At 63.8% G+C, this 20,279-nt stretch carries 17 protein-coding genes; 9 read left to right on the top strand and 8 right to left on the bottom strand.

The annotated features are described in order from the left end of the window. The first annotated feature begins 538 nt into the window (after window positions 1-538). Together SFUM_RS09925 and nspC are read left to right on the top strand one after the other, a co-directional pair. Window positions 539-1,717 (top strand): saccharopine dehydrogenase family protein, encoded by a 1,179-nt coding sequence (locus tag SFUM_RS09925; RefSeq protein ID WP_011698777.1) that lies wholly within the window; start codon window positions 539-541, stop codon window positions 1,715-1,717. Between the two features lie 523 nt (window positions 1,718-2,240). After that, window positions 2,241-3,377 (top strand): carboxynorspermidine decarboxylase, encoded by a 1,137-nt coding sequence (gene nspC, locus SFUM_RS09920; protein ID WP_011698776.1) that lies wholly within the window; start codon window positions 2,241-2,243, stop codon window positions 3,375-3,377. On the opposite strand, the gene miaA is transcribed toward nspC, so the two are convergent. Beyond that, window positions 3,356-4,273, bottom strand: coding sequence for a tRNA (adenosine(37)-N6)-dimethylallyltransferase MiaA (gene miaA, locus SFUM_RS09915; protein WP_353743164.1), 918 nt, complete (start codon window positions 4,271-4,273; stop codon window positions 3,356-3,358). The genes nspC and miaA overlap by 22 nt on opposite strands. A gap of 256 nt (window positions 4,274-4,529) precedes the next feature. Next, entirely contained in the window at window positions 4,530-6,542 is a 2,013-nt protein-coding gene (mutL, locus tag SFUM_RS09910) for a DNA mismatch repair endonuclease MutL (RefSeq protein ID WP_011698774.1), read from the bottom strand. 300 nt (window positions 6,543-6,842) lie between these two features. Between mutL and SFUM_RS09900 the strand changes: the two genes are divergently transcribed. Together SFUM_RS09900 and SFUM_RS09895 are read left to right on the top strand one after the other, a co-directional pair. After that, window positions 6,843-8,291, top strand: a complete 1,449-nt coding sequence (locus SFUM_RS09900; RefSeq protein WP_011698773.1) for a GAF domain-containing protein — start codon at window positions 6,843-6,845, stop codon at window positions 8,289-8,291. A gap of 87 nt (window positions 8,292-8,378) precedes the next feature. After that, window positions 8,379-9,401 (top strand): rod shape-determining protein, encoded by a 1,023-nt coding sequence (locus SFUM_RS09895; protein ID WP_011698772.1) that lies wholly within the window; start codon window positions 8,379-8,381, stop codon window positions 9,399-9,401. Here the strand turns inward: SFUM_RS09895 and SFUM_RS09890 are convergent. Further along, a complete protein-coding gene (locus SFUM_RS09890) occupies window positions 9,394-9,804 on the bottom strand; it encodes a hypothetical protein (RefSeq protein WP_011698771.1) in 411 nt (136 codons plus the stop codon). The genes SFUM_RS09895 and SFUM_RS09890 overlap by 8 nt on opposite strands. A 113-nt stretch (window positions 9,805-9,917) precedes the next feature. On the opposite strand from SFUM_RS09890, the gene SFUM_RS09885 reads away from it, so the two are divergent. From SFUM_RS09885 to SFUM_RS21715, 3 genes are all read left to right on the top strand, one after another. Then, a complete protein-coding gene (locus tag SFUM_RS09885) occupies window positions 9,918-10,589 on the top strand; it encodes a CBS and ACT domain-containing protein (RefSeq protein ID WP_011698770.1) in 672 nt (223 codons plus the stop codon). 124 nt (window positions 10,590-10,713) lie between these two features. After that, a complete protein-coding gene (locus SFUM_RS09880; RefSeq protein WP_150109473.1) occupies window positions 10,714-11,316 on the top strand; it encodes a hypothetical protein in 603 nt (200 codons plus the stop codon). Between the two features lie 55 nt (window positions 11,317-11,371). Next, on the top strand, window positions 11,372-12,352 hold the full coding sequence (locus tag SFUM_RS21715) for an ROK family protein (RefSeq protein ID WP_011698768.1): 981 nt from the start codon (window positions 11,372-11,374) through the stop codon (window positions 12,350-12,352). Between the two features lie 103 nt (window positions 12,353-12,455). On the opposite strand, the gene SFUM_RS09870 is transcribed toward SFUM_RS21715, so the two are convergent. The 3 genes from SFUM_RS09870 to SFUM_RS09860 all read right to left on the bottom strand — a co-directional run bounded on the left by SFUM_RS09870 (window position 12,456) and on the right by SFUM_RS09860 (window position 14,144). Continuing rightward, window positions 12,456-13,061 (bottom strand): PAS domain-containing protein, encoded by a 606-nt coding sequence (locus SFUM_RS09870; RefSeq protein ID WP_011698767.1) that lies wholly within the window; start codon window positions 13,059-13,061, stop codon window positions 12,456-12,458. Between the two features lie 161 nt (window positions 13,062-13,222). Then, window positions 13,223-13,708 carry a ribosome biogenesis factor YjgA gene (gene yjgA, locus SFUM_RS09865; protein WP_011698766.1) on the bottom strand — a complete coding sequence of 162 codons (486 nt, stop codon included), beginning with the start codon at window positions 13,706-13,708 and terminating at the stop codon, window positions 13,223-13,225. A gap of 202 nt (window positions 13,709-13,910) precedes the next feature. Beyond that, window positions 13,911-14,144: a hypothetical protein gene (locus SFUM_RS09860; protein WP_011698765.1), complete on the bottom strand. Its 234-nt coding sequence runs from the start codon at window positions 14,142-14,144 to the stop codon at window positions 13,911-13,913. Window positions 14,145-14,419: 275 nt separating this feature from the next. Between SFUM_RS09860 and recD2 the strand changes: the two genes are divergently transcribed. Both recD2 and tsaA read left to right on the top strand, forming a co-directional pair. Continuing rightward, window positions 14,420-16,618: an SF1B family DNA helicase RecD2 gene (gene recD2, locus SFUM_RS09855; protein ID WP_011698764.1), complete on the top strand. Its 2,199-nt coding sequence runs from the start codon at window positions 14,420-14,422 to the stop codon at window positions 16,616-16,618. Window positions 16,619-16,621: 3 nt separating this feature from the next. Then, window positions 16,622-17,017: a tRNA (N6-threonylcarbamoyladenosine(37)-N6)-methyltransferase TrmO gene (tsaA, locus tag SFUM_RS09850; protein ID WP_011698763.1), complete on the top strand. Its 396-nt coding sequence runs from the start codon at window positions 16,622-16,624 to the stop codon at window positions 17,015-17,017. Here the strand turns inward: tsaA and SFUM_RS09845 are convergent. Together SFUM_RS09845 and SFUM_RS09840 are read right to left on the bottom strand one after the other, a co-directional pair. Beyond that, the gene (locus SFUM_RS09845; protein WP_011698762.1) at window positions 17,001-17,927 is read right to left on the bottom strand and encodes a LysR family transcriptional regulator; all 927 of its coding nucleotides are present in this window, start codon (window positions 17,925-17,927) and stop codon (window positions 17,001-17,003) included. The two genes, tsaA and SFUM_RS09845, sit on opposite strands and share 17 nt — an antisense overlap. Before the next feature lie 464 nt (window positions 17,928-18,391). Continuing rightward, on the bottom strand, window positions 18,392-20,251 hold the full coding sequence (locus tag SFUM_RS09840; protein WP_011698761.1) for a hybrid sensor histidine kinase/response regulator: 1,860 nt from the start codon (window positions 20,249-20,251) through the stop codon (window positions 18,392-18,394). Window positions 20,252-20,279: the final 28 nt, after the last annotated feature.

The following is a 20,279-nucleotide window of genomic DNA, read 5'->3' as shown; positions in this document are numbered from 1 at the left end:
GACCCCGAGGGTCGGGAGCGGGGACGGTCCCGTAATGACGGCCCACCGGATGATATTCTCTCACCCGTCGCAGCGAGCCCGGGTGATCGTGGCTTTCCCATGCCGCATAGCGTTCGGCCGGGCACCCCGAACTGAAGGGGGCGGCAGTCGCCGTGCGGCATCCGGTCCACCCCGCGGCTCCCGGGGCGTCGCCGCGCAAGGTCCTGCACGACCGGGCATTCGCAACAACAGGCGGAAAAGCGAAGGAGACGCGCCTGCCGGTTTCCCCCTCAAGAATCGGCAGATGCGCTTTCATAGCTGTATACAAAAAGCGTCCATGCTCGTAAACCCTGGTCTTGCGGTTCTCATCCTTCATTGACTCCTTTAAGTGATCCACTATAATTATTTTTTCAACGGGCAAGCGGTGCGGGACGGGCGCCTGAGTGCGGGACGGGCGCGCCGCGTTTCCCGGAGCGATCGCCCGGAAGGCTTCGTGGGAGGGCTGTCCCGGTCGGGCCGCCGGCTGTCATTACGGATGGCGATGAATAAAGGAGTGGCGATGAGCAAGGTGCTGATCATCGGCGCGGGCGGCGTCGGAGGCGTGGTGACTCACAAGTGCGCGCAGGTGCCCGAGGTCTTTTCGGAAATCACCCTGGCCAGCCGGACGTTGTCCAAATGCGAGCGGATCAGGGACCAGATTGCGCGGCCCATCCGCGTGGAACGCGTGGACGCGGACAACGTGCCCGAGCTCGTCGCCCTGATCCGGGCCGTGAAACCGGATGTCATCATCAATGTCGCACTGCCGTACCAGGATCTCTCCATCATGGAAGCCTGCCTGGAAACCGGTGTCGACTACCTGGACACCGCCAACTACGAACCCCCCGACGAAGCCAGATTCTGTTACAAGTGGCAGTGGGACTACCATGACCGCTTTCGGGAAAAGGGGCTGATGGCGCTCCTCGGATGCGGCTTCGACCCGGGCGTCACCAATATCTATTGCGCCCACGCCCTGCAGAAACACTTCGACGCCGTCCACGCCATCGACATCATGGACTGCAACGCCGGGGAGCACGGGCACCCCTTCGCCACCAACTTCAACCCGGAAATCAACATCCGGGAAGTCACGGCGCGCGGCAAGTACTGGGAAAACGGGCAGTGGCTGGAAACGGAGCCGCTCTGCGTGCACGAGACTTTCGATTTCCCGGAAATCGGGCCCCGCGAGATGTACCTCATGTACCACGAGGAACTGGAATCCCTGGTGAAGCACATCCCCGGGCTTCGGCGGATCAGGTTCTGGATGACCTTCGGGCAGGAATACCTCACGCACCTGCGCGTCCTCCAGAACGTTGGCATGACGCGCATCGATCCCGTCTCCTTCCAGGGCTGCCGGATCGTGCCCCTGCAATTCCTGAAGGCGCTCCTGCCGGAACCGTCCTCGCTGGGCGCCAACTACCGGGGCAAGACCTGCATCGGCTGCATGATCACCGGGACGAAGGAAGGAAAACCGCGCAAGTACTTCATCTACAATGTCTGCGACCACGCCGAAGCCTACCGGGAAGTCAAGGCCCAGGCCATATCCTACACGACGGGAGTTCCGGCCATGCTCGGCGCCCAGCTGATGCTGACCGGGAAATGGCGCGGCCGGGGCGTCTTCAACGTCGAGCAGTTCGACCCGTCGCCGTTCATGGAGAGAATCGGCGGTTACGGCCTGCCGTGGACGGAGAAGTTCCTGGAATGATTGATTGCCGGGATGCTCACGCCACGGCGCAACCCCGGGCCAGGGAAGAGCGAAAACCGGGGGGCTGACGGGAAATACCCGGGGATGCTCACGCAACGGCGCAACGACGGCAACAACGGAAAGCGCCGACTGCCCGGAGGGGCGGTCTGGGGGTGCCGGGCGGCACGGGGAACGGGAGATTCGGCTCGGCCGCGATGCCGTTAAACCGGGGGGCATCTCCGTCCGCACCGGGGCTCGAGATATGGACGCGGTTCATCCCGACCCGCGCCGTGAGAAAGGGCGTGGTCTGCGGCGCAAATCGTAGCAAGGGGCGGGGTTTCGGTTTGGGGGCGGGGATAAACCCCGGTCCTACGCCCGTACGGGGAAGAAACCCCGTTTTTTGTCGGAAAACCGCTCCGGCAGACGCCTCATATCGGCGCGGGGCGAGGCACGCTTTTGGGGGTGCGATGTACGACTCGGCATTCCACAATTGTCGGAAATTGCCAATGGTTACGCCTGGAAAACGCTTTTTGAGGCACGATGCATGACCTTCGATCTTTCGAACATCGAAACCCCTTGTTACGTTGTCGACGAAGCGGCCCTGGACCGCAACCTGGCCGTGCTCGACACGGTTCGGCAGCGCACCGGGTGCCGCATCCTCATGGCGCTCAAAGGGTTTGCCATGTTCAGCCTCTTCCCGCAAATCCGGGAAGTTCTGGCAGGCGTTGCGGCCAGTTCGCCGGACGAGGCGCGCCTGGGATTCGAGGAATTCCGCGGTGAGGTCCACGCCTACGCCCCCGCTTACCGGGAATCCGAGCTCACGGAGCTCCTGGAGTACTGCGATCACCTGGTGTTCAATTCCTTTTCCCAGTGGAACCGTTTCAAGTCCCGGGTGTTCGATCACCCGGCCCCCGTCCGGTGCGGGATCCGCGTGAATCCGGAACACTCCGAAGTGAGCGTCCCGATCTACGATCCGTGTGCCCGCTTCTCGAGGCTCGGGGTCCCACGGAGCGCCTTTCGCGAGGAAGACCTGGACGGCATCAGCGGTCTGCATTTTCACACGTTGTGCGAGCTCGACGCGGATTCCCTGGAGCGGACTCTGGCGGCGTTCGAAACCCGGTTCGGAGCTTTCCTGGAAAGGATGGAGTGGGTGAACTTCGGCGGCGGACACCACATCACGCGCCCCGACTACGACGTCGACCTGCTCTGTCGGCTGATCGACGATTTCAGAAGCCGCCATCCCCTGGAAATCTACCTGGAACCCGGGGAGGCCGTCGCACTCAACACCGGGATTCTTGGCGCATCGGTCCTTGATCTCATTCACAATGAAATGGACATCGCCATCCTCGACACCTCGGCCGCGGCCCACATGCCCGACGTTCTGGAAATGCCCTACCGCCCGGAAATCGATGGCGCGGGCATGCCGGGAGAATACCCTCACACCTACCGCCTGGGCGGGCTCACCTGCCTCGCCGGCGACGTCATCGGCGACTACTCCTTTCCCGAGCCGCTCCGGATCGGCTCAAAGCTTGCCTTCCTCGACATGGCCCACTACACCATGGTGAAAAACAACACCTTCAACGGAGTGCGCCTCCCTTCCATCGCCATCCGTGACCGGAGGGGAAACGTACGCGTCGTGCGCAAATTCGGCTACGAAGACTACCGTAACCGGTTGTCGTGAAGATCGGGGGTTTCCCGCACGATCCGGGCCACAAGCCCGTGCGTGTCCGCGGCATCGAACCACCGGTATTCCGGGTCGGCGCGAAACCAGGTGAGCTGCCGCTTGGCGTAGCGCCGGGTGTCGCGCCGGATTTCGTTCACGGCCTCATCCAGGGACATCTCCCCGCGCAGATGGCGCGCCATTTGCCTGTAGCCCAGCGACTGCATGGGCTTGAGCTCCGGCCCGCAGCCCATGGCGAGGAGGTTTCGCACCTCATCGAGGAAACCCTGCGCCATCATGGCGTCCACCCGGTCGTTGATGCGCGCGTAGAGTACTTCCCGCGGCCGGTGGAGGAAAATCTTGAGCGTCCGGTACGGAGCGTCTTCGAAGCGGTGTTGCCGCTGCCAGTAAGAGAGCGGCTTGCCGGAATGGTGAAAGACTTCGAGCGCCCGGAGGATGCGCTGGCGGTCGTTGGGGTGGATGCGGGCGCCGAGCGGCGGGTCCACGTCGCGCAGCCGCTCGTGGAGAGCGGGAAGCCCGAGGGTCAGTTCCTCCTCGATCAGCCGTCGGCGCACGTCGGGATCGCCGGGAGCGCCCGCGCAGATGCCGCGCGTGAGAACCTTGAGGTAGAGCCCCGTGCCGCCGACGACGATGGGGACCTTGCCCGCCTCGTGCAGGGTCGCGATGACGGGTCTTGCCCGGGCCAGGTAGTCGCCCGCATCGAAGGGTTCATCGGGGTCGACGATGTCGATCAGGTGGTGTGGAACGGCCGAGCGTTCCCGCGGGGTGGGCTTGGCGGTGCCGATGTCCATGTGCCGATAGACCTGCATGGAGTCGGCGTTGACGATCTCGGAGCCCAGGGCGCGGGCGAGCTCGACGGCGAACGCGGTCTTGCCCACTCCGGTGGGGCCCGCCACGAGGACGACGGGAAGGTCGACGCGCGTGCGCCCGAAGTCGCCGAGCGTCTCCGGGAACCCGTCGCGGGAGGCCGGGGAGCAATTGAGAGTCTTTGCCGTTGTGTCGTTCAAGGATTCACCTGTCCTGTCCGTATGACCCTACAATCCGGGGGGCGGGCGTCCACGGTCTTTGACGGTAGTTCGCTCAAGGATTCGCCTCTCCTCTTCGTACCCCTTCCGGAAGAAGGGGGATATCGAAATCCGGCTGTTGTCCCGGTCATGTGCGCTGGAAGAGCCTGGCGACGTCGGAGAGGGTCATCTTGTACCAGACCGGGCGGCCGTGCGGGCAGGTGGAAGCGAACCGGGTACGGTCGAGCCCTTCCAGGAGGAGCCGGATTTCCTCGGGTCTCAGCCGCTGGCCCGCCCTCACGGCGCGGTGGCAGGCGGCGGTCTTGGCCAGGCGGCCGAGGACGTTCCAGCGCGGGGCGTCATCGCCTTCGATGGCCGAGGCGAGCAACTCGCGGACCAGCCCCTCGGGCGGGCATTCGCCAAGGGGTGCCGGGACGGCGTGCACGACGAAGGAGTCGCCGCCGAAGGATTCGATTTCGACGCCGATTTCCTCGAGCAGCGGCAGCCAGCGGCGGAGCATGGCCGCATCGCGCGGGGGGAGATCGATGACGGCCGGGCGTATCAGCCTCTGCCGGGCCGGACCGCCGGCCGGAAAGGAGAGGGCGTCGAAGATGATGCGCTCGTGAGCCGCGTGCTGGTCGATGAGGATCAGCCCGTCGGGGGCTTCGAGCAGGATGTAGGTGTTGGCGAGCTGGCCGATGACGGGAAGCTCGGCAAGAGCCGGGACATCGCCGGCATGGAGGTGTGTCGCGGCTTCGAAGGCCTGGAAGGCGTCCGCGAAGGCCGCCGTATCGACCGTGACGGGCGCATGGGTCGAGGCCGGCCCGCCGGCCGCCCGCTTCGGTTCGGCAAAAAAGTCGGTGTCGGGATTGTCGGGCTGCGGCGCCGCGCCTTCGTCGAAGAGTGAATCGGCGGGGGCTGCGGGCGGAGATCCGGCCTCGCGGCGGGGATTCTCCGTCGGCGCCGGCTCGCGCAAGAGCGGGTACGGCGGTTCGGCGTCGGGCCGGTGCCTTTCGCGCCAACGCTCGGACGGGAAGCCTGGCGGGCGCGAGAGGGGACGGCCGCGGTCGAAGGACAATTGGCCTTCCCTCACCAGGGAATCGCGGAAAGCCCGCTGGTCCGCCGTTTCGGAGAAGGGACGGGGTGCGGCAGCGGCGGAGCCGTGGAGCGGCCTGAGGTGGCACAGAGCGTCGCGGATGGCCCCGCGCACGGTGTCGATGACGCCTCCGGGGTGCTTGAACCGGACTTCGCGCTTGGTGGGGTGAACGTTGACGTCCACATGGAGGGGATCGAGCTCGAGGAAGAGCACCGCGACGGGGAACTTGCCCCGCGGGATGAGGCTCTCGAAGGCCGCGAGGATCGCCCGGTTGACGGCGCGGTCCCAGACCGGCCGGCCGTTCACGAAAACGAAGAGGGAATGGCTGTTGGCCCGCTGCAGGTCGGGTGTGCCGACCATGCCTCGGAGCCTGGCGGACGCGTTTTCCACGCAAAAGGGGATGGCGCGCTTGAGGGTCTCGGCGCCGAGAACCTGCCCGGCCCGCTCTTCGGGCGAGGCCGCGCCGGGGAAGTCGTATTGGGTGCGTTCCCGGTTGATGAGCTGAAAATGGACGGCGTGGTGAGCCATGGCCAGCCGCTGGAACTGGTCGCAGATGTATGCGGTTTCGGTGTCCGCGGCGCGCAGGAATTTGCGTCGAGCGGGCACGTTGTAGAAAAGGTCGCGAACGGTGATCCTGGTTCCCGCGGGGGACCCGGTTTCGCGGACCTCGCGCACCACGCCGCCTTCGACCCGGATGAACGTCCCCGCGACGGCATCGGGTTCGCGCGTCACCAGTTCGAAGCGGCTCACCGCGGCGATACTGGGAAGGGCTTCGCCGCGAAACCCCAGGGAACCGATCGCCTGCAGGTCCTCGATGGACCGGATCTTGCTGGTGGCGTGGCGTTCCAGGGCCAGGAGCGCATCGTCGGGGTGCATGCCCGAGCCGTTGTCCACCACCCGGATCTCTTTTCGGCCTCCGTCGGCGATGGACAGGGAGATCCTTCGGGCGCCGGCGTCGATGCTGTTCTCGAGGAGCTCCTTGGCGACGGCGGCCGGCCGCTCCACCACTTCTCCGGCGGCGATCTGGTTGCACAGGATATCGGGCAAAATCGTGATTCTGGCCATGTGATTCTCGCTTTACTTTTTCCCTTTAATACTCTAATGGAGTGATATTCACCGTCTCCGAAAAACAAGGTGAGTGCCCCCATCCCCGGACACCGGAGGCATTATAACGCGGAAGCGACGCCAAGCCTGCAGGGATGGGAAAAAGGAGTCCCCGGGACCCGCAATTCCTGTTCCCCGCCGGGTTCGAACACCCCGGGCGACGCTCCCGAAAGCGATGCAAACCGGCGCTCCACCGGGCCGGGCGCCTCCGGGGGAAAGCCGTTGCCGGAAGGATTCATGAGCGGAAGGCGAATGTAGCGTATGCACCCCAATCCCTACCAATCGCTTGTAAGCCTCCTCAGCAACATCCTGGAAGCCTACACGACGGCTTTCTTCGTCATCGACCCGAAACTTCGACAGCTCAGCATGGCGGCTTCGCAGTCGTTGAGCAAGTTCCTTCCCGAACGGGTGACGCTGCCGCTGGAGCAAAGCGGCATCCTCTCCCAGGTTCAGAAGGTCGGTCAGACCATTCACCTGGACAAGCTCCCGGATATATCGGCGTCTCTTGCGTCCACCGTTCCTTTTTATCGTGAGGGGGAGTCGCACATCAAGGGGCTTTTTGCAGTTCCGGTGGGCGACGGCGCCGGGGTGCTGTACGTGGACACCAAGTACGGCTGGGGGTTCAACGACAAGCAGCAGAAATGGATCCGCGAAATCGCGGACGTCCTGCACGAACTCTTGCTGCGCCAGCAACAAGCCGTTCAACGGCACAATTACTCGCGCATTTTCGAGCTTTGGACGCGCCTGGATGATGTGGCGTTCAAAGGGCATGCCCTCGAGGATTACAGCCGGTTGGTGGTCGAAGAATGCTGCCGGCTGGTGGGCGCGGAATACGGTTTCCTCTCGCTGCGCGACCCGGCGAGCGCCAACTACCGCCTCTACTCGTGCACGCCCAACGTGCCCCGCAGCCTCATCAGCACGCACTACGTGGTCAAGCAGGGGCTGATCGGGCGGATATTCCAGACCGGCAAGCCGCTTCTCATCACGCGGCTCAATCCCCAGGCCTCCGAACATTTTCTGTTCACTCCGGCTGAGAGCCTGCCGCATCACGGCACCCTCTGGGGGCTGCCCGCGGAGACCTCGCTCGGGCACGTGCTGGCCATGGCGTTTCTGTCCCGGCAGGCGATGGAGTTGAACCAGGAGTTCGAGCAGGCCGTGTCGCACGCCCTGCACTTCTTCCAGTTGCTGCTCGAACAGCTCTGCTACAAGGAGGAATGCGATCACCTGCGGGCTTACGATCTGGCCACCGCGCTTTACAATCCCTTCAGCTTTGAAGCGCGGCTCGATGAGATGCTGGGAGCGGCGATGCAGGGGAGCACGCCTTTCACTCTGGCGGTCGTCCAGTATGAGCCGTGGCAGGTGCTTTACACCAAGGCCGCCCCCAAACTGATTCGCCAGTGGCAAAGGGATTTGGCGGGAGCCATCTGCGGCATCCTTCCCGCGGAAGTCTCCGTGGGCCAGATGGCGGAAAACCGTTACGGCATCATTTTCCCGGAAACGACCGTTCAGGAGGCCGAACTGCACCTCGCCCGCATGGAGGACATAGGCCGTCAGATCATCCGCACGCGAGGCAAGGGAGCGAAGCTGCACGCCTATGTCGCCACCGTCGGGTTTCCCCAGGACGGCACGCACGGGGATGAACTGTGGTCCCTCGCGCATCAGCGCCTCTTTGCCGGCTTCCACGCCCGGACCGAGCCTGCCGGAACATAAAGTGATTGACCGGCCGGGGCATTCTCTATAGACTTTACGGCCACTGGATCGAATGGAATGCATCCCGACAAACACAAAGGGTCACCTATGTTTGAACGGCTTTTATCATATTTTTCCAAAGACCTGGCCATGGATCTGGGGACCGCCAACACGCTGATCTATCTCAGGGGCAGGGGTGTCGTCCTGAACGAACCGTCGGTGGTCGCCATCAACCAGGACACCCACCAGGTGATCGCCGTGGGGCAGGAAGCCCGCAACATCATCGGGCGCCACAGCCAGCGCGTGGTCACCATCCGGCCGCTGAAAGACGGTGTCATCGCCGATTTCGAAGTCACCGCGGTGATGATCAAGTATTTTCTGAGCAAGGTGCTCAAACGCCGTCAGTTCGTCCGGCCCCGGCTGGTGGTGGCCGTTCCCACGGGCATCACGTCGGTGGAGAAACGGGCGGTCATCGAAGCGGCCGAACAGGCCGGGGCGCGGCACATCCACCTGGTCGAGGAACCCATGGCCGCGGCGATCGGGACCGGTCTGCCCGTGGACCAGCCGTTCGGCAACATGATCGTGGACATCGGCGGCGGCACCACCGAGGTGGCCGTCATTTCGATGTTCGCGGTGGCTTACAGCGAATCCGTGCGGGTGGCGGGGGACGAAGCCAACGAGGCCATCCTTCGTTATATGCAGCGGGAGCGGCAGATGATCATCAGCGAAGTCCTGGCCGAGAACATCAAGATGAAAATCGGCACGGCGGCGCCCCTGGATCAGCCCGAGACGCTGGAAGTCACCGGCAAGGAAATCCTCACCGGCATTCCCCGCACCTTCACCGTCACCGATGAGGAAATCCGGGAAGCCATCAAGGAACCGGTCTATGCCATCGTGGAAGCGGTGAAGCGCGCCCTGGAAAAAACGCCGCCGGACCTTGCGGCGGACATCCACGACAAGGGATTCTGGCTGGCCGGAGGCGGAGCGCTGCTCCGGGGCCTCGACCGGCTGCTCAGCCAGTACACCACGCTCAAGGTGAACATCGCCGAAGATCCCCTCACCGCGGTCGCGCGCGGTGCCGGCACGGTCATCGAACACCTGGATTTTCACCGGTCCGTGTTCATCAACTAGGTTTGCCGCCGCGGCCGCCGGGGAGGATTCTGATCTGCCGGCGGCGCTGGTTGTGGAACCATTCCTTGAGCCATTTCTTTCCGGCCCTTTTTTCTTCCTCCACCACCATGAGGTACTGCCTGCGTTTTTCTTCCCGGAGAGCGTCCTGAACCCGGGTTTCCTCGCGGGCCCGCTTGAGGCGATGGAAGGCGAGAAAGGACGACCAGAAGTTGTAGTTGAGGGGAGTTCCGTAGATGGCTTCGAGTTCGCCCCGGGTCTGATCGGCATCGTGGTCCGCCAGAAATCGCTCCAGGTCGAACAGTTCGTCGGCGGGAAGGAAATACGGGGAGATCTCCCATTCCTCGATAGCCTCGGAGAGCTTTTTCAGCAGTTCCTGGTCTCTGATGTTCCCTTCGCCTCTCACCCGATCCTTCCTCCCGCCGTCCGAAACGACTTTGATGTTGACACCCGCGCCGCTGAATTCCTATTCTATTCAGTCGACAGGGGGAATGGAACAAAATAATAAGGAGGGGCATCATGTACGTCGGCTGGTATATGAAGACCAAGCTGCTGACCATAACCCCGGAAACCTCCGTGTTCAAGGCCCGGGAAATGATGGACAACCACCGTATCTCGCATCTGCCGGTCACCGACGGCAAGGCGCACCTGGTGGGCCTCGTGACGGACCGGGATCTCCGGCAGGTCTGGGCTTCTCCGGCCACCACGCTGAGCGTGCACGAGCTCACCTACGTGCTGCAGAAACTGACCGTGGCCAACGTCATGACGCGCAATGTCGTAACCGCCACTCCCGACATGCACATCGAGCGGGCCGCGCTCATCATCCACGACAAGAAGTTCGGAGCCCTCCCGGTGGTCAAGGACGACAGGCTGGTGGGGATCATCACGGTCACGGACCTGATGCAGGTGGTGCTGACCGCTCTCGGGTTGAGCGACAACACCAAGCGGCTGTCGCTGCTGGCGGTCGATCGCATCGGGCTCCTGGCCGAGGTCTGCAATTACATGGCGCAGGCGGGAATCAACATCAGCAGCGTGCTGTTCGTCCCCCTCGTCGCCCATCCCGATGTCTGGCAGGTCATCCTGCGGGTGAACACGGATGTCTACGATAAGGCCGTGTCCATCCTCACCGAGGCGGGGTACAAGGTGATCACCCAGTACGTTGAGGATCTCACTGCCTACCTGCCGCGCTGACCCGCCATTGCGGCGTCCGGCGGTCCGGGAGGGGAAGGGACGGCCGGGTCGATGCGGGCCTGGCGTCCGGCGGTCTTTGCGCGCTTTCCGGAGCGGCTTGCCCGGGATCGCGCGGAACGGTGCCGTGGCTGACATCATCCAATTCAAAGACAGAGGCGGAGGTCGGGGGGACAACGTGATTGTCCGCCGGCCCCTGGAATTCCGGCGGGGCGAGTGGCGGAGCGGCTTCGTCATGATGTGCACGCGGGAGGAATCGGGCCGGTTCGAAGCGCATCGCGAGGACGCGCTGCGCGCCGAGGGCCACCGGCACGTCGCCTTCGTCCCGGATCACATCACCCTGGACGGAGGCCTTCATTTCACGGTGATGGGTCTCTACCGGCACCGGGACGACGAAGCGTCCATGCGCCGCGTCTATCGGCTGGCGGCGATGATGGAATGCGTGACCAAGGAACCTTCGCCGATCCTGCGCACCGACCTGCTGCGGCGCTTCTACAAGACGATCACCGAGGAAAGGGACGCGTTGCGCGTGATTTGGCGCGGCAGCGTCCAGGATTTTCTGCTGCCCGTTCACCCCGTCTGGTACGATCTGCAGCGGTTCGGGCGGCGCGTGGCCGGGGCCGGTTCTCTCAAGGCCCTCTACGACGTGATCCGGGAGGAGAGCGACGCCCAGTTCGACGTGCTCTCGCTTCACTACGTGTTCTACCTGCCGGAGAGCTTCGTTGGCTGAACGCAGGCGGAACCGCCGCGGGATCCCCGCGGCGGCGCCCGCACCCTGGAGTCCCATGACCGAGGACCTGGTAATCGGAATTGATGTCGGCGGGACCAACATGCGATCGGCCCTCGTCGATCCCCGGGGACGAATCGTTCTGCAGAGCCGGACGGCGACCGGGGCGTGGCTCGAGGGCCGGGAGACGGCCCGCCGCCTGATCGAGGAATGCCGTTCCCTGCGGCTCGCCGCGTCCGGTTTCGGCGCGGCCGTGCGGGCCGCGGGCCTTGGAGTGGCGGGCAGGATCGATCCTCGTGAAGGACGCGTCGTCTTTTCTCCCAATCTCCCCCGTATGAACGGCTACCCTCTTGCCGCGGAGCTCCGAACGGCGCTGGACCTTCCCGTGGTCATGCTCAACGACGCCGATTGTTTCGGCATCGGTGAAAGCCGGTTGGGCGCGGGCCGATCCATTCCCAACTGGGTCGGTCTGACCCTCGGAACGGGGGTGGGAGGGTGCCTGGTTCTCGACAATCATTTGTGGACCGGGGACAACCTGGGGTTTGCGGGCGAAATCGGGCACATGATCGTCGTCCCCGGCGGACGCCCCTGCGCATGCGGCGCGCGCGGGTGCCTGGAGGCCTACGCGTCGGGTCGGGCCCTGGTCGAAGGGTTCCTGGAAGCGGCCGCGACGGGCGCACCTGTAGCGGGAATTGAACAGAGGCCGCTGGAGCCCGCAAAGGTCGCCGCGCGGGACGTTCACCGGCTGGCGCTGCAGGGAGATCCCCTTGCGCGTGAGGTGTTCCGGCGCATGGGATGGGCCATCGGGCTGGCGTTGAGCAATTGCTTCACGGTGCTGGGCGTGCGGCACGCCGTCATCGGCGGGGGAGTGAGCGCGGGTTGGGACCAGTTCGAAGGGGCGCTCGTGGTGAGTCTTGCCGAGCACGCGACGATGTTCGAAGCCGCGGACGCGGTCATCCGGCGGGGTGTCCTGGGAGATGATGCGGCACCGCTCGGCGCGGCCCTGGCCGCCTGGCGGCAGCTCGGGCATGGAGCCTGAGCCCGGCATCGAGCGGACGCCGTTGGGGTGAGCTCCGAACCGATTCGCCGCGGATTTGCCGTCCGGATTTGGGTTCGTTTGGAATCCGCGGTTCCGTCTCCCGTCAAGGGTCCTTTTCGGGACGGTCCAAACGGACCTTCTCGAAACACTCCGGGCAAATGCCGTGCGAGAACTGCACGTCGATGTGCGTCTTGATGTACAGCTCCACGCTGTCCCAGTACTGCGCGTCGTTGCGGATTTTCTTGCAGTAGGAACAGATGGGAACGATACTTCTCAGTTCCACCAGCTCGGTGACGTCCTGGAGCACCAGGAGCGCGTATCCGCCCGCCTGGTATTTGAACGGCGCCGCGGTGACGAAGAGGTCGATCGTCCGGGCGGGGGCGCTTTTCGGCGCCACCTCCATCAGGGCTTTCCTGCGGATCGCTTTGCCCTCCCGCAGACACTCTCCGACCGCGTTCCTCAAGATGCAGTCCCTGCACAGCGGGGCTCTGCCGCATCCTTCTTGGGTTTCATACGAATGGACGCAGTGAAGAAGCTCGCCCGTGCGTCTGCGGATGACCGTTTCCGGGTCGCTGCCCAGCAGTTGCGAGGCGCTCTGATTGTAGGCGATGATCCCCATGTCGTCGTCGACGACGAACACCGGCAGAGGCATCGCATTGAGGATACCCCCGACAAAGCTGTCCGTTTCCAGCAATCCCCGTAAAATCACGATTCCACTCCCCCCGATTCGTTTGTGTGATGGAATGCGGAAAGAATCCGCCGTCCGCTCTTACACGGCTCCATATAAGCACGGATCGACCCCGGGGTAAAGCCCGGGGCGGTTCGCCCATGAAGCGGCCGCGCCCGTGGTTGTGTCGGGCCGGATCGCGCTCAGGAGCCCTCGAGCGAAAGCGCTCTCAGGGTGCGAAACAATGCCCGGGAAGACTTGGGGGGAGCTTTTGCTTCCCGTTCCCTGCGGGCGTTGAGCGCGAACCGGCGCAACATTTTCCCGTCCGCTCGCGGATGCTCGGCCAGGATCTGCGCCAGTGTCTCCTCGTTGCCCTCGATCAACTCCTCCCGCCACCGTTCGAGCTTCTGAAAGAGCCGCGCATCATGTCCGCGGCCGTGAGCGATGGCCTCGAGGGCCTCCCGGATCGGTTCCGGATCGATGTCGCGCATGAGCACGCCGATGTATTGCATCTGGCGGCGGAGTGCCTCGCCTTTGCCGAGCGTCCCGGCATGGAGCACGGCTTCGCGGAGGTCCGGGTCGAGGTCCATCCGGTTGAGCCGGTCCTGTCCCAGCTTGACCAGCTGTTCTCCGAGAGACTGCAGGGCCAGCATTTCCCGTTTGATCTGCGATTTGCTTTTCGGTTCCATCAGGGGTCCGATCGTTTTCAAGCCGGGGGACAGGGAAATGACTCCGGGGTGCGATGTCGGGGGGATGTCCGGGACCCCGCCGGAACGATCCGGGGGGCGCTTGCGGGAAGGGCTCGGGGATCGCTCCGGTTGTCCCGTCCGGGAGCGGCGGGCCGCGCGCCGTGCAAATGAAAAGGGCACCCGAGGAGGGTGCCCGTCGTCGTCATGCCTGCTGGGTACTTTCCGATGCCTTCTTCAGGTACTGGCGTCGCCTGGACCGCCGCGGCGGGCGCGGGCGCAGGAAGTCCACGCGGATGTACTCATGCTTGTTGACGAAAGACACAAAAACCCGTTCGATGTTGAGTTCCTTTTGAACGACCGCTCGAATGGTGTCAGGATCCGAATACTTGCTGATACCATGTTTGCGATAATCGTCCGTTTTGATGTAAAGAGACATCAGGCAAATCCCCCCGAGTAATAAAATAGTCCGGTCCTTCAAGCCTGGGCACTTAAGGGTCCGCCGCTCCCACGGAGATGAACCGGGGCGTGCCCGTTTCAATAGCAAATTTCTTGCATGAAGTAAACCGTTTACGCCCCCCGCCGCGGGATAGTGGTATATTAACATGCGGCTTTGGATTGTCAAAAAGATATTGCTCTCCCGTCAACAATGATAGACTTTGCAAAATCATCATTGTACGGGAATAACTTGCGGACTTGCCGGGGAACGCGGATATGGCGGAACAAATCAGAGGCTTGGTGGAACGCCTCACCTACAGCGCGGAGGAGAACGGGTACAGCGTCCTCAAGGTCAAAATCCCGGGCAGGCGGGAACTCGTGACGGTAGTGGGGAATTTCGTGTCGGTGACCCCCGGCGAGGTGCTCCTCATGGAAGGTTCCTGGACGGTGCATTCCCGTTTCGGGGAGCAGTTCCAGGTGGAGCGCTACGAGACGACGATGCCGTCCACCGAGGTGGGCATCCGCAAGTACCTGGGATCCGGACTGATCCGGGGTATCGGGGCCAAGATGGCGGACCGCATCGTGGACCGTTTCGGGGTGGATACCCTGGAAGTGATCGAAAACGAACCCGAACGGCTGCGGGAGGTCGAGGGGATCGGGGCGTACCGGCTGGACCGGATCCGCAAGGCGTGGGAGGAACAGAGGGACATCCGCGACGTGATGGTTTTTCTTCGGACTCACGGCGTCAACGCGGCGTATGCGGCCCGCATTTTCAAGCACTATGGCAAGAGCTCCCTGGAAGCGGTCAAGGAGAATCCCTACCGGCTGGCCATGGACGTATCGGGGATCGGCTTCCTCACCGCGGACCGGATCGCGCAGAGCCTGGGTTTTACGGCGGACTCCCCGCTGCGGGCCGAGGCGGGCGTCCTGTTCGTGCTCCACCGCAGCTCGGAGGAGGGGCACGTGTGCGTTCCGCACGAATGGCTGGTCGAACAATGCCGGGAGTTGCTCCAGATTCCGTCCGAGGTGCTCCGGGACGCCGTGTCCCGGCTGACGGCCGACCGGAGGCTGGTCCAGGAGTCCCTGCCGCCTCAAGCCGCAACCCGTTTCGGTGAGGATCGGGCCGTCACCCTGCGGGGCTACCACGTGGCGGAAACCGAAGTGGCCCGGCGGCTCACCCAGCTGCAGACGTACCGGCCGTTCCGGCGCGGGGTGGACCCGGAGGCGGCGGTCAAATGGCTGAAGAACAAACTGCCCTTCAAGCCGGCTCCGCTGCAGGAAGAGGCGGTGAAGCGCGCCTTGACCGACAAGGTCGTGGTGATCACGGGCGGCCCCGGCACCGGGAAGACGACCCTGGTCCGGGCGATTCTCGCCGTCTTCAGGGAAATGCACGCGCGGATATGCCTGGCCGCGCCGACGGGGAGGGCGGCCAAGCGGTTGAGCGAAACCACCCGGTACTCCGCCGGGACGATTCACCGGCTGCTCGAATACAGCCCTCAGGCCGGCGGTTTCGTCCGCAACGAGCTCAAACCCCTCCCGGCGGATCTCGTCATCGTCGACGAGACCTCCATGCTCGACCTTCTGCTCATGCATTACCTGCTCAAGGCGGTGCCGCCCCAGGCGACCCTGGTGCTGGTGGGCGACGCGGACCAGTTGCCTTCGGTGGGGCCGGGGAACGTGCTCAAGGACATCATCGATTCGGGGCGATTTCCCGTGGTGAGACTCGACGAAGTCTTCCGCCAGGCCAGGCAGAGCCGCATCGTGGTCAACGCGCACCTGGTGCGGCAGGGGAAGTTCCCGCAAATGGAGAACGAGCGGGAGGGCCTGCAGGACTTTTACTTCATTGCAAAGGAAGACCCCGAGGAAGTGTGCCGCGTGATCCTCAAACTGTGCACGGAACGCATACCGCAGCGGTTCGGTCTCGACCCGGTGGAGGACATCCAGGTGCTCAGCCCCATGCACCGGGGGGCCGTCGGCGCCCAGCGGCTCAACACCGCGCTCCAGGAGGCGCTCAACCCCGAAACCCGCTTCGTGCAGCGGGGAGACCGGACCTTTCGGCTGCACGACAAGGTCATGCAGGTCCGCAACAACTACGACAAGGACGTCTTCAACGGGGACCTCGGGCGCATCGCGAAGATCGACTTCGAAGAGCAGCTGGTGGAGGTGGATATCGACGGCCGGCGGGTCCCATATGACTTTTCGGAGCTCGACGAACTGGTTCTCGCCTATGCGGTCAGCATCCACAAGGCGCAGGGCAGCGAATACCCGGCCGTTGTCTTCCCGCTGCTCACCCAGCATTTCATGATGCTTCGGCGCAATCTCCTCTACACCGCCATCACCCGCGCCCGCAAGCTCGTGGTTGTCGTGGGGAGCAGGAAGGCCCTCGCCATCGCCGTTCGGAACAACGACACCGACCGGAGGTTCACGCTGCTGCGCGAACGTTTGGAAGGGGTCGTTTTCACGAGCCCGGAGTGACACATGACGCATGCACTGACGATCGAGCCCATCGGAGTGATTCGAAGCCCCCTCCGGAGTGCCGCCGAAGCACCCCGGCAGGGTCGGGAAGCCCGGATCGAAGGGGTCCTGGAAATCGAGGAACGATACCGGGACGCCTGCGTCGGGCTCAAACCCGGCCAGAACATCGTCATCCTCTACTGGATGCACCTGGGGGAGCGCGACCGGCTCCAGGTTCACCCCCGGGGCGACCGCTCCCGACCGCTTCGGGGAGTTTTTTCCACCCGCAGCCCGCATCGGCCCAACCCGATCGCCATCGAAAACGTCGAAATCCTGGCCGTCGAAGGAACGAACATCGCCGTCCGGGGCCTGGACGCCTTCGACGGCACGCCGCTCCTGGACGTCAAGTGCGAGTACTGACCGCCCGGGACGGTTTTTCGGCCGCCTGCGCGAACACCTTTTTCGTGACGTCCATGAACGCCTGCAGGGTGGGTGAAATCCATCGTTCGCGGTACCAGACCATGAGCACGGCCACCTGGATCCCGCCCTCGGACCAGGGGAGAACGACCATCCGCTTGCGGGCCACATCCTCGGCCACGGCAATCGACGGCAGGACCGATATCCCCACCCCCGCCATGACGCAGTGCTTGATCACTTCCACGCTGCTGAATTCGAACCGGTTGAACCGCGTGACCTCTTCCTGCTCCAGGATCTGTTCCAGGACCTTCCGGTAACTGCAGTCCACCCTCGAAAGCAGGATGGTCGAACCGGTCAAATCCCTCGTGTGCACTTTCCTTTTCGCGGCCAGGGGATGATCCGGGGCGGCCACGAGCACCACCGGCTCGAACCCGAGGGTCGCCATGTCGAGATCCGCCGCGTTTATCGATTCGGCAAGCAGGAACGCCAGATCGGTTATGCCCTTGCGCAGGTCCTTGTCCAGCCCTTCGAGCGCGCACGTGATGAAGTTCAGCCGCACCCTGGGGAACCGGGAGTGGAATTCCCTGAGCACGGCCGGCAGCCGGCGCACGCCCAACGTTTCCGGGATCCGGATCGTCAATGACCCGGTGGGCTCGTTGACCCGGTTGACCATTGAGTTCGTCTCGTCCACCAGGTCCAGTATCTTGTTTGCATACTGGAGCAACCGCACGCCGGCCTCCGTCAGCTGCACCCGCTTGCCCAGGCGGTCGAAGAGCTGCACCCCCAGCTCCTCTTCCAGGATTTGAATCTGGGCCGAAATGCTCGACTGTGCGTAATGAAGCTGCCCGGCCGCCTTGTTGAAGCTCAAAAGGTTCGCCACGACCCTGAATGTCTTGAGCTGTCGCAACTCCATGACCCTCTCCTATCGATTCAGTCGATCGATGCGTTCATTTTAAATCATCGGATACGAGATAAGCTCTTTTTGTATTCTGATACGAAGTTGCGTTCAAGAGATGGATCTTTCAAGCACAAAAGAGCGGGGGAATGATTCCCCCGCACCCCCCAAGTTTCGGCCACACGCGCAAGCGCGTGAGGCCGAGTGCTCGGCGCTGTCGGCGACTGGCCGAAGGCCGCCGCCGCAGCGCCACACGGAGCCGCGAAGCGGCGTGGGGGTGTGGGGGATACGTCCCCCACGCTTTTAGAGTATCATTTTGAACGCAAGTCCTTATAATATAACGATATTGTCCGGACTGCAATCGCAAAGACGGGGTTCGGACAGGCGGCTGAACGCGCGGGACGAGGCGGTGAGCGGGGCGGCGCGTGCCGGTCCGTTCCGGGGTGGAACGGTGGAACGGGATTTCTTCTTTGCGGGGGATGTCAGGCGGCCGCGTTGAGCGCCCGGGTCAGGCTTTGCTTGAGCTCCTCGAGGGTATAGGGCTTGTGGAGGAAGCCGGCCAGTTTCTGCCCGGCGAAGCGATTGGTGGCATCCTCTTCGCCGTAGCCGCTGCAGAGGATCACCGGGACGTCCGGCCGTATCCGCTTCAACTCCTGGTATGCGGCCAGGCCGCTCATGCGGGGCATGGTCAAATCGAGAAGCACGCAGACGAATTCCTTTGCGTTGTCCCGGAAGAGCCGCAAAGCCTCCTCGCCGTCCGCGGCTCCCACGGCATGGAACCCGAGCCGCTCCACGTGAGCCATGCACGGCTCGCGAATCCCGTGTTCGTCGTCGACCACCAGGACCGACCCCATCATGGGCGGCTCGCTTGCCGCCGCGGCCGGGAGCTCGGGGGCCGCGGAAACGGGTGGTTCGCAGGCGGGGAACAGCACCCGGACAGTGGTTCCCCAGCCCACCTCGCTCTCCACCAGGATGGCCCCCCTGTGACCCCGCACGATCCCCATAACCGCGGACATCCCGAGGCCTCGGCCCGTGAACTTGGTGGTGAAGAAGGGGTCGAAAAGGCGCTGCCGGGTCTTCTCGTCCATTCCGCAGCCCGTATCCGACACCTCGATGTAGGCGAAGCGTCCCGGGGGAGGCTTTTCGTCCAGGCAGCTTCGACTCAGGCACTCCTCGTCGCAATCCATCGTCCCCGTGGTGATGGCGATCCCGCCGGGGTTCTGGCCGATGGCTTCGGAGGCGTTGGTGATGAGGTTCATGACGACCTGCTGAATCTGGCCCGGATCGGCCTCGACGGTGGCCGGCCGGGAGCTCAGCGCAACCTCCAGGGTGATGGTCCGCTCAATGGCGGCGCGGAAGAGCTGCGCGTTCTTGCGCACCTCGTCGCTGAGGTCCATGGGAGAGGGCCGCAGGTGCCCTTTCCCGGAATAGGCCAGCATCTGGCTCGTCAGCTCCCCCGCCCGGCGGCTTGCCTTGTAGGCCTGCTCGACGCAGGTGCGGGCGCGGCAATCGTTGGGGAGGTCCAGGAGGGTCAGGTCCAGGTTTCCCATGATGGCCATGAGGAGATTGTTGAAGTCGTGGGCGATGCCGCCGGCCATGACGCCGAGGCTCTCGAGCTTCTGGGCGTGGAGCAGCCGTCGTTCCATTTCGAGCCGCTCGACCTCCGCCCGTTTGCGGTCGGTAATGTCCCGGCGCAGCTTCTCGTTGACCGTCTGCACCTCCTCGAGAAGCTTGAGGTTCTCGAATTTCAGCGCGATGGCCGAAGTGATGGCGCTGTTGTGGGTGAACGAATAGCGAACGATGGTGAACAGGTAGACGACGATCAGAAAAGCGATCGTGACTCCGATCTGTCCCCCTTCCATGACGCACCGCGCGGCGTAGAACAGCATGGCCGGCACCGCCCATGCGGCGGGGGCGAGCTTGATGGAGGAATGCGACACCGTGGTGGCGGCGGCGAGGCTGGCCATGACGAGCACGAAAAAGGGCATCAGCGCCATGTTGTCGGACGGATACAGCAGAAAGGCGGACAGCCCCCAGACGATTCCCGAAAAAAGGGCCAGGGCAAGGTAAACGTTCGTCCACTGCTTTCCGGGAAAAGAACCGTCCCGTATCTTGACGAATCGACGATGAAGGTGTACCCGGCCGACGACAACCGCCAGGATGAGCGACAGCCACACGAGGATTTTCGGCAAGGGGACCTGATTGCGGACGATGAAACACAGGACCAGGGCGACGATGAAGGAAGCGGCCTGCATCGTTGCAAGCTGCCGCATCGCCAGGCGAACCTGCTCCTCCCGGATGGTGTCTGCAAAGTCGTTGTGCGTCGTTTTTGTATCGTTCATGAAAGCCGGCTCATGGCAGAGTTGTCCT

It is taken from the genome of Syntrophobacter fumaroxidans MPOB, from assembly GCF_000014965.1.
Taxonomy (GTDB): Bacteria; Desulfobacterota; Syntrophobacteria; order Syntrophobacterales; family Syntrophobacteraceae; genus Syntrophobacter; species Syntrophobacter fumaroxidans.
Note: the sequence above shows the minus strand (reverse complement) of the source record. Positions and strands in the feature narration are given on the sequence as shown.